Annotated in this window: 10 protein-coding genes and 1 riboswitch; of the genes, 7 read left to right on the top strand and 3 right to left on the bottom strand. The window is 68.2% G+C overall.

Annotated features, from left to right (window positions below; genetic code table 11):
* The 4 genes from AC27VN_RS01715 to AC27VN_RS01700 form a co-directional block, all read left to right on the top strand.
* A partial coding sequence (locus AC27VN_RS01715) for a helix-turn-helix domain-containing protein (protein ID WP_490875393.1) occupies window positions 1-297 on the top strand: 297 nt, incomplete at its 5' end.
* 44 nt (window positions 298-341) lie between these two features.
* A riboswitch (ZMP/ZTP riboswitch) is annotated at window positions 342-422 on the top strand.
* A gap of 103 nt (window positions 423-525) precedes the next feature.
* Window positions 526-1,371, top strand: coding sequence for a tetrahydrofolate dehydrogenase/cyclohydrolase catalytic domain-containing protein (locus tag AC27VN_RS01710; protein ID WP_490875392.1), 846 nt, complete (start codon window positions 526-528; stop codon window positions 1,369-1,371).
* 48 nt (window positions 1,372-1,419) lie between these two features.
* Window positions 1,420-1,740 carry a type II toxin-antitoxin system RelE/ParE family toxin gene (locus AC27VN_RS01705; protein WP_490875391.1) on the top strand — a complete coding sequence of 107 codons (321 nt, stop codon included), beginning with the start codon at window positions 1,420-1,422 and terminating at the stop codon, window positions 1,738-1,740.
* Window positions 1,712-2,005: an addiction module antidote protein gene (locus AC27VN_RS01700; protein WP_093349783.1), complete on the top strand. Its 294-nt coding sequence runs from the start codon at window positions 1,712-1,714 to the stop codon at window positions 2,003-2,005. Before AC27VN_RS01705 ends, AC27VN_RS01700 begins: the two co-directional genes overlap by 29 nt.
* A gap of 14 nt (window positions 2,006-2,019) precedes the next feature.
* Here AC27VN_RS01700 and AC27VN_RS01695 read toward each other — a convergent pair whose 3' ends face one another.
* Window positions 2,020-3,858, bottom strand: a complete 1,839-nt coding sequence (locus AC27VN_RS01695; protein WP_490875390.1) for a sensor histidine kinase — start codon at window positions 3,856-3,858, stop codon at window positions 2,020-2,022.
* 137 nt (window positions 3,859-3,995) lie between these two features.
* Here AC27VN_RS01695 and AC27VN_RS01690 point away from each other — a divergent pair, with 137 nt between their 5' ends.
* The 3 genes from AC27VN_RS01690 to AC27VN_RS01680 all read left to right on the top strand — a co-directional run bounded on the left by AC27VN_RS01690 (window position 3,996) and on the right by AC27VN_RS01680 (window position 6,313).
* Window positions 3,996-4,805 (top strand): AraC family transcriptional regulator, encoded by an 810-nt coding sequence (locus AC27VN_RS01690; RefSeq protein WP_490875394.1) that lies wholly within the window; start codon window positions 3,996-3,998, stop codon window positions 4,803-4,805.
* 57 nt (window positions 4,806-4,862) lie between these two features.
* Window positions 4,863-5,927, top strand: a complete 1,065-nt coding sequence (locus AC27VN_RS01685; RefSeq protein ID WP_490875389.1) for a threonine aldolase family protein — start codon at window positions 4,863-4,865, stop codon at window positions 5,925-5,927.
* 131 nt (window positions 5,928-6,058) lie between these two features.
* Window positions 6,059-6,313, top strand: a complete 255-nt coding sequence (locus AC27VN_RS01680; protein ID WP_093349791.1) for a hypothetical protein — start codon at window positions 6,059-6,061, stop codon at window positions 6,311-6,313.
* Window positions 6,314-6,412: 99 nt separating this feature from the next.
* Here the strand turns inward: AC27VN_RS01680 and AC27VN_RS01675 are convergent, their stop codons facing one another.
* Window positions 6,413-7,753 (bottom strand): metal-dependent hydrolase family protein, encoded by a 1,341-nt coding sequence (locus AC27VN_RS01675; RefSeq protein ID WP_490875388.1) that lies wholly within the window; start codon window positions 7,751-7,753, stop codon window positions 6,413-6,415.
* A gap of 61 nt (window positions 7,754-7,814) precedes the next feature.
* Window positions 7,815-8,603 carry an alpha/beta fold hydrolase gene (locus AC27VN_RS01670; RefSeq protein ID WP_490875387.1) on the bottom strand — a complete coding sequence of 263 codons (789 nt, stop codon included), beginning with the start codon at window positions 8,601-8,603 and terminating at the stop codon, window positions 7,815-7,817.
* Window positions 8,604-8,613 lie beyond the last annotated feature (10 nt).

The following is an 8,613-nucleotide window of genomic DNA, read 5'->3' as shown; positions in this document are numbered from 1 at the left end:
AATGTGCGCGAACTGGAGAACCTCGTCGAGCGCCTGCTGGCCTGCCACGGCTACCTGGCGCCCGAGGGCCGGCTGGACCGCGCCCGGCTGCTCGAGGTGTTCGCGGAATGCACGCAGGCACGCCCGGCGCCCGCGCGCAATCGCCTGCTCAAGGGCGCGCGCACGGCCGCGGAGCGGCAACGGGTGCGCGAGGTGCTGCAGTCGGTCCAGGGCGACCAGGACCAGGCCTGCGCCATTCTCGGCATCAGCCGCTCGACGCTGTGGCGGCGGTTGCGCGACGAGGGGCCGGGGGCGTAGGCGGCCTTCCTCGAGAGGGGCGGCACGGCCGCTGTCCGATAATCGCGTCGCCGCGCAACTGGCGAACGGATGGAGCACCATCGGGGAACGCGGCCATCGTCACGCCGATCGCCTGGGCATGTCTGTCGTCTTTTCAGGAGTTCCGACGATGAGTGTCCGCATGCCCGCGCCGCACCGGCGCATCCTTTCGCTGCCACGGCTTTCGCCCTTCCGCTCCGGAGGTGCGCGATGACCTGCATCCTGCTCGACGGCAAGTCGGTCGCCACCACGAACGAGGAGGCGCTGCGACAGCGGGTCTTCGCATTGAAAGCGAGGAACGGCGAACGCACTCCCATCCTCGCGACCCTCCTGGTCGGCGACGATCCTTCGTCCGCGACCTACGTGCGGATGAAAGGCAATGCCTGCCGCCGCGTCGGCATGGACTCGCGCGTCGTGACGCTCGATGCGCACGCAACCACGGCGGACGTGCTGCGCGAGATCGATGCACTGAACGCCGACGAACAGGTGCACGGCATCCTGCTGCAGCATCCCGTTCCCGCGCAGGTGGACGAGCGGCAGTGCTTCGACCGCATCGCCATCCGCAAAGACGTGGACGGCGTCACCAGTCACGGCTTCGGCCGGATGGCATTGGGCCAGCCCGCCTTCGGCTCGGCGACGCCCGCGGGCATCATGCGGCTGCTCGCGCACTACGGCATCGACGTCGCCGGCAAGCGCGCGGTGGTGGTCGGCCGCAGCCCGATCCTCGGCAAGCCGCTGGCGATGATGCTGCTGAACGCCGATGCGACGGTGACCGTCTGCCACTCGAAGACCGCGAACCTCGCCGACGAGGTGCGGCGTGCCGAGGTGATCGTCGGCGCCGTCGGCCGGCCGCGCTTCATCCGCGGCGACTGGATCCGCGACGGTGCCATCGTCATCGATGCCGGCTACCACGAGGGCGGCGTCGGCGACATCGAGACCGAGGGGCTGTTCGAGCGCTGCGCGGCACTCACGCCGGTGCCGGGCGGCGTGGGGCCGATGACGATCTCGACGCTGATCTCGCAGACGCTGGAGGCGGCGGAGCGCGCGGCCGCCTGAGCACGCTGCGTCGTTGCGCGACTGTAGCCTTGTGGCTACAATGGCGCCATGTTCACGGTCATTGAAACCGATGAGTTCTCAGGGTGGCTGGAGGGGTTGAAGGATGGCATGACGCGCATCCGGCTGGCCCGTCGGCTCGACAAGGCGCGCCGAGGGAATCTGGGGGACGTCGCGCCCGTCGGTGAAGGTGTTTTTGAAATGCGTGAGTTCTTTGGCCCCGGTTGGCGCATGTATTTCATCGAGCAGGCCGGGACCATCATCGTCATGCTGGGTGGTGGCGACAAGTCGACCCAGCAGCGCGACATTGGACGAGCCAGGAAGATGGCTCTGGAGTTGCGAAATGAGCAAGATCAAGACCCGTCCCTTTGACATCGCCAACTACCTCGCCAGCGAGGCCGACATGGTGGAGTACCTGCGCCAGGTCGTGGATGACAACGACCCGGCCGAACTGGCAGGGGCACTTGGCGCCATTGCGCGCGCACGCGGCATGGCCCAGCTCGCCAAGGACACGGGCCTGTCCCGCGAGAGCCTGTACAAGAGCCTCTCGGGAGAAAGAGCGCCCAGCAGCGATACCTTGTTCAAGGTCATCAAGGCGCTGGGCTTCAAGCTGACGGTGGAGCCGGCGGACACCTGAACCGCCGGGGCCTCTCAGCCCTGCTCTTCGTGCTCTCCGCGAATGATCTGGTGCAGCGTGCGCAACAGCACCTCCGGCTGCACCGGCTTGAACATCACGACCAACCCGCTGGCATAGGCCGCGCGCACCCGCTCGGGATCGGTATCGCCCGTGACGAGGATCGTGGGCACGCGGCGGCCGGCGAGCCGGCGCAGTTCCGCGGTCGCCTCGATGCCGTCCTGCGGATCGGCGAGCCGGAAGTCGATCAGGAAGGCGTCGAAGCCGTCGGGCGTGGCGCGCACCTGCGCACTGGCATCGGCGAGCCGGCAGGTGATCTCGATACGCTCGCAGTAGGGTGCGAGCCACATGCGCACCGCCTCGCCCACCGGCTGCTCGTCGTCGAGCAGCAGCACACGTGGTGGCACCAGCGGCAGTTCGGTGATGTCGGCCTGCGCGGTATCGGGCATGACCGCGGGCGCGACGGGCAAGGCGGTGGGCACGGGCGGGCGGCGCGGCAGGTCGACCCAGAACACGCTGCCGTGGCCTAGCCGCGAGCGCACGCCGATCTCGCCGCCAAGCAGGTCCACCAGCCGCTTGACGATCGCCAGCCCGATGCCCAGGCCGCGCGCGACGTCGCGCTGCGGGTTGTCGACCTGGTAGAACTCGTCGAACACATGCGGCAGGTGCTCGGGCGCGATGCCCAGGCCGGTGTCCCACACGGCCAGCCGCAGGCGGTCGCCGCGCGGCCGCGCGCTCACGAGGATGCCGCCCTGGCGCGTGTACTTGAGCGCGTTGTCGACGAAGTTGGTCAGCACGCGCAGCAGCAGGTCGCCATCGGTCTGCAGCCATTCGGGCGCGGTGTGGAAGCGCAGCGCGAGGCCGGCCTGCTGGGTGCGCGGCTCGAAGATCTGCGACAGCCGCAGGAACAGCGGGTCCACCGCCATCTGCACCGGCTGCGGCACCACCGTGCCGGCATCGATCTTCGAGATGTCGAGCATCGCGTTGAGCAGGCCGCTCACCGCATCGGTGGCCTGCACCACGCGGCCGGCCACGGGCGCCAGCGGATGGTCGGCCAGGTCGCGCTCGAGCGAGCGCGAGAACAGCGCCAGCGCATGCACCGGCTGGCGCAGGTCGTGGCTGGCCGAGGCGAAGAAGCGGCTGCGCTCGCGGTTGAGCCGCTGCAGCTCGAAGGACTGGCGCAGCAACTGCTCGCTCAGCAGTTCCTTGTCGATCTGGTCGGACAGGCTGCGCCGGATCAGCTGGTGCTGCGACAGCGCATAGCGCGCCATCGAGCCGCCGAACAGCAGCCCGACCACGCAGGTGAACCAGCCATCGGTGCCGCCCATCCAGGCGAAGCGCGTGACCACGCCCAGCGTGAGCGGAATCGTGACCACGGGCACCATCGCGCGCCAGGTGGCGATCACCGGCACCGAGCCCATCAGCACCGCGAACATGCCCAGCAGCAGGATCAGGATGCGCATCGGCGATTCGGTGCCCGGCGGCATCAGCGCCCAGGGCGCCAGGGTCCACATCGACATGTAGGCGCCCAGCGGCAGCATGAAGCGCCAGGCGCCATCGGGCTGGCGCAGCGTGAACTCGGGCTCGGGATAGAGGCGCGCGTTCCAGCGCATGAACACCAGCCGCAGGCACAGCAGCGTGCAGATCACGATGCCCCATGCCAGCGCGCCGAAGCCGCGCGTCATCCCGAAGAACACGCCGGCCATCGCGATCGCCGAGGCCAGTGCCGTCAGCACCGTGGGCGGGCCCATCACGAACATGCGGCGCAGCAGGCGTTCGCGGACCAGTTGGGCATGGGAGTCGGCGGGCCCGGGCACGGGGCCCGACGGGGTGGAGGTGGCGCCCGGCGTACGCATGGGCGGCAGTGTAAGGGCCGGGGGCAACTACCATCGGCGGGAACCGATGTCCTTTTCTTGATGGCGAACTGGCCTGGGGGAGAAAGTTCTTGCGCGAAGAGGTCCACTACAGCCGAGCGATCGAGGTCCCCGGCCTCGTGCTGAGCACGGCCCGGTTCGCCGCGTTCCGCTTCAAGCCTCACTACCACCTGGACTGCCACGTGGCGCTGGTCGCCGAGGGCGTTCAACGCCAGCGCTTCAAGGGCGAGTCGCTGCTGCTCACGCGCGGCGCGATCCAGTTGATGCCGGCGGGCGAGGTCCATGATGGCGTCGCCGGTGCCGACGAGGCCTACACGCTGCAGACCTTCAGGCTCTCGCCCGCGCTGCTGGCGGGCCTGGGCGAGGAGATCACCGGCAAGCACCACTTTCCTTCGCAGGCCGCCCTGGTGCTGCGCGATGAGCGGCTCGCGGAACGGTTGCTGGGCATGCACGCGGCGCTGCGGAACGCGGCGGCCGATCCGCTGCTCGAGGAAGCCCGCGTGGTGGAACTCTTCGAGTCCCTGTTCGCGCGGTTGCTGAAGCCGCCGCCCCAGCGCATCGCCGGCACCTTGACGCCCCGGCAACTCCAGCGCGTGCGCGACTTCATGGAGGCGCAGTTGTGCGAGAAGCTCGGCCTGGAGGATCTCGCCCTCCTGCTGGAGCTCGACCGCTTTCGCTTCCTCAAGCTCTTCAAGCGCACCGTCGGCATGACGCCCCATGCCTGGCTGTTGCGGCTGCGTCTCGAGAAAGCGGTCGAGCTGATCGAGGCGAAGCGCGACATGTCGATGACCGAGATCGCCCACACGGTCGGGTTCTTCGACCAGAGCCATTTCACGCGCGCGTTCAGCGATGCCTATGGGGTGACACCGACCCGGTTCCAGCGGCCCAGGGGCAATTTTTTACAAGGCGACCCCGCAGCCGATCGGTAGCCTTCGACCTAGATGCCCGGCCGCTTGCGGAGCCGGACGCCCATGGAAGCGCACCGAATGACCACCTTCAGTTTTCTCGACGACTACAGCGAGGGCGCGCACCCCGACATCCTGCGCGCGCTCGCCGACACCAACCTCGTGCAACAGGCGCCCTACGGGGACGACGACTACTCGGCGGACGCGGCATCCAGGATCGGGGCGTACCTGGGAGAGGCCTTCCAGGGCGCCATCCACTTCGTCGCGAGCGGGACCATGGCCAACATCGTCTCGATATCGAGCTGCCTGCGCCCGCACGAGGCCGTGATCGCGGCGGCCTCCGGCCACATCGTCGTGCGCGAGGCGGGCGCGATCGAGGCCACGGGGCACAAGCTCATCCTCGTTCCAGCGGTCGACGGAAAGATCACGCCCGAGAACGTCGAGATCGCGCTCGCGGCCAACGCGCACTTTCCGCACATGGCCAAGCCGCGGCTGATCTATCTCTCGAACGCGACCGAGACGGGCACCGTCTACACCCTCGCCGAACTGCGCCGGCTCTCGGCCCTCGCCAGGGAGCGGGGGCTGATCCTGTTTCTCGATGGCGCGCGCCTCGGCGCCGCCCTGGCCTCGCACAGGAACGATGCCGCGCTGGCCGACATCGCCTCGTTGGTCGATCTGTTCTGGATCGGTGGCACCAAGGTCGGCGCCCTGCTGGGCGAGGCCATCGTGGTCTGCAATCCCGTGCTGGCCGAGGACTTTGCGTTTCACCTGAAGCAGCGCGGCGGCATGCTGGCCAAGGGGCGCCTGCTCGGCATCCAGTTCCGGGCGCTGTTCGGCGACTCGCCTCTGTTCTTCGACCTCGCGCGGCATGCGAATGCGATGGCGGCGAGGCTGGCGGCCGGCATCGCATCGTGCGGCCATGCACTGGCCGCGTCGACCGAGACGAACCAGGTGTTTGCCATCCTCCCGGACCCGGTCGTGGCTGCGCTGCGCCGGGACTTCGCGTTCTACGTGTGGGGCGAATCCGCACCCGGGCATTCGGTGATCCGCCTGGTCTGCTCGTGGGCGACGAGCGCAGATCGGGTCGATGCTTTCGTGTCCCGCCTGGCTTCGCTCTCGGCGCCCGAAAACGCAGTGCTAGACTGACCCTTCCCGCTCCAAGACCTTGGCGGGCCGAATTCCGACGCGGAACAGACGGCCTCGCAGAAGTGCATAACAAGCCAGGGTTGCGTTTCACCACTGCGACAGCGCTCGAACGAGCGCGACGAAGGACCTCCATGAACGCGATCAAGGAAGCACGCCGGCTCATCACGGCCGACCCGAACAGCGAGGAGTCCCTGACCCTGGCACGGCTGGTCCTGGCGCTGGAGTCGGATGTCGATTTCTCCCTGGCCAGCCTCTATGCGCTGAAGCTCAAGAGCTTCGATCTGGCCCTCGACATCCTCAAGGAATGGCGGCTCGACCGCTACTACGTGCAGAAGGGCAAGCTGCTCGACGTGTCGTACCAGGCGCACGTGCTGGCGGCGCACTGAGCGGTTGCACCGGCGTTCGCGCGCTGGTTGTTGGCGCCCCAAAAGGCCGCTCCCACCGGGTAGCGCAGCGGCCGCGGCGATCCGGCTCGCCAGCCGATCTCAATGCATCTCGGCCAGCGCCTCCTTGACGCCCTGCTCCTGCAATGGCGTGTCGCCGCCGTCGAGGTGCAGGGCCGCGTGCGGCGGTACCGGGGTTGCGCAGTCCTTGTGGATCACGCCATCCTTCATCACCAGTTGCACCCTGGCCGGGTCCGTCAGCAGCGACAGGTCTTGCAGCGGGTCGCCGTCCACCAGGACGATGTCGGCGAGAAAGCCGGCCTTCAACCGTCCCAGTTCGTCGGGCCGCAGCATGATCTGTCCGCCCAGCCGCGTCGCAGCCATCAGCGCCTCCTTGGGTGTCATGCCGATGTAGTCGACGAAGTACTGGAGGTCGTTGGCATTGGTGCCGTGCGGCATCCACGCGAATCCGTAGTCGCCGCCCGGCAGGATGCGAATGCCGCGCTTGTGCATCTCGCGCAGCGACGCCGATGCGATCTCCAGTTCGCGCTTGTAGCCCATCTGCGTGGCGACCGCCTCCGTGATGCCGTACTCGGCCGCGTTGAAGGTCGTGCGAATGAGCCAGCCGATGCCTGGTGCGACGAAGTGCCGGTCCTTGGCCGCCTCGAGCATGTCGAGCGCTTCCGAATCGGCAAAGCTGGCGTGGTAGACCATCTCGATGCCGTGGCGCACGCACTGCTTGACCGACTCGCTGGAGCGCGCATGCGCGGCCATGCGCTTGCCATAGCGCTTGGCTTCCTGCGCCAGCATGGCGACCTCGTCTTCGGCGAACGGCGACATCTCCGCGGGCAGGCCGGCGATGTACTCGCCCGACAGATTGATCTTCAGATGGTCCACGCCGTACTTGATGAAGGTGCGGGCCGACTTGCGGATCTCCTCGGGGCCGCTGCAGACGCTGCCGAAACTGAGTTCTTCGAACTTCATGTGCGGCAGCGTGTTGTCGCCCAGCGCGCCGATGGTGGTGATCTCCTGGCTGCCGGCCAGGTAGCGCGGGCCGGGGAACTCGCCCGCGTCGATGGCGTTGCGCAAGACCACGTCCAGCCGCGGCTTGGCCGCTGCCGCGCCGATCGCGGAGGTCCACCCCATGTCGAGGTAGCGCTTGGCCACGCGCACGCACCAGAGCATGTGCTCCTCGGGCGGCATGAACTGAATGGCCGCGAGGGACGGCTGGTCGTTCCACGAGAAATGCGTGTGGGCCTCGGTCATGCCCGGCATGAGAAAGCGGCCTTTGCCGTCGATCACGCGTGCGTCATCGGTGCTCACCCGCTGGGGGAAGCGCGCCACCTCGACGATGCGCTTTCCCTCCACGAGAAGGTCGCCGGTGTAGGGGTCCTCGCCCGAGCCGTCGAAGATGCGAACGTTGGTGAATGCAATACGGGTCATCGTTGTCTCCTCCGGCATGCGCTGCCGGCCATGGGGTTGTCGAATGGCGACTGGCGCCGTCTCAGCGCAGTGCTGCGTAGAAGGCTTCGATTTCTCGTGCGCAGCGCTGCGGCTGTTCAAAGGTCGTCCAGTGGCCGCACCCGTCGAGCACGACGACGCGGCTGCCCGCGATGCGCTCCTGCATGGCGCGGACGTTGTGCGGCGCTGCCACGCCATCCTGATCGCCGGTGACCAGCAGGGTGGGCACATCCAGGCGTTCGAGCGCGGCCGACTGCGCATCGGCGAGCGCCGCGCAGCTTTGCGCGTAACCCTCGGGCGACTGGCGCATCACGCTCTCCCGCACCAGCGCGAGCACCGCCGGTTGTTGTTCCTTCGTTGGCGTGCCGGTCGCGCCTTTCACGATGGCATCGGCGATCTCCTGCATGGCGGCCACACCGCCTCGCGCCGCGTTGGCACGGGCCGCGATGTTGGGGCGGGCGGCATCGGGAGGCGCGGCCAGCGGGCCGAAGAGCACCAGCGATTTCACCGAACCAGGACAGCGAAGCGCCAGGTGTTGGGCGACGATCGTGCCCATCGAGTGGGCCATGACATGCACCGATCCGATGTCGAGCGCCGAGAGCAGACGCACCATCGCGTCCACGTAGCGCTCGATCGACAACGCCTGGCCGTCTTGCGGCAGCGGTGACCTCGCGCTTCCTGGAAGATCGGGCCTGATGCAACGAAAGCCGCCGAGCACCGGCAACAGGGGCGTCCAGTTGTTCGACGAGCCGCCGAGCCCGTGGATGCACAGCAGCGCCTCGCCGGTGCCGTCGATCTCGACGGCCAGGTCGTTCAGAACTTGAGTCGTCATGCGCAGCCCT

The sequence above is a fragment of the Variovorax sp. 20P10.2.4 genome, from assembly GCF_058244205.1.
This window is presented reverse-complemented; position numbering and strand designations above follow the sequence as displayed.

What these genes read in the sequence shown, in the direction of transcription:
- AC27VN_RS01710 (WP_490875392.1), top strand. Translation starts at nt 526, where the DNA reads ATGACCTGCATCCTGCTCGACGGCAAGTCGGTCGCCACCACGAACGAG.
- AC27VN_RS01705 (WP_490875391.1), top strand. Translation starts at nt 1,420, where the DNA reads ATGTTCACGGTCATTGAAACCGATGAGTTCTCAGGGTGGCTGGAGGGG.
- AC27VN_RS01700 (WP_093349783.1), top strand. Translation starts at nt 1,712, where the DNA reads ATGAGCAAGATCAAGACCCGTCCCTTTGACATCGCCAACTACCTCGCC.
- AC27VN_RS01695 (WP_490875390.1), bottom strand. Translation starts at nt 3,858, where the DNA reads ATGCGTACGCCGGGCGCCACCTCCACCCCGTCGGGCCCCGTGCCCGGG.
- AC27VN_RS01685 (WP_490875389.1), top strand. Translation starts at nt 4,863, where the DNA reads ATGACCACCTTCAGTTTTCTCGACGACTACAGCGAGGGCGCGCACCCC.
- AC27VN_RS01680 (WP_093349791.1), top strand. Translation starts at nt 6,059, where the DNA reads ATGAACGCGATCAAGGAAGCACGCCGGCTCATCACGGCCGACCCGAAC.
- AC27VN_RS01675 (WP_490875388.1), bottom strand. Translation starts at nt 7,753, where the DNA reads ATGACCCGTATTGCATTCACCAACGTTCGCATCTTCGACGGCTCGGGC.
- AC27VN_RS01670 (WP_490875387.1), bottom strand. Translation starts at nt 8,603, where the DNA reads ATGACGACTCAAGTTCTGAACGACCTGGCCGTCGAGATCGACGGCACC.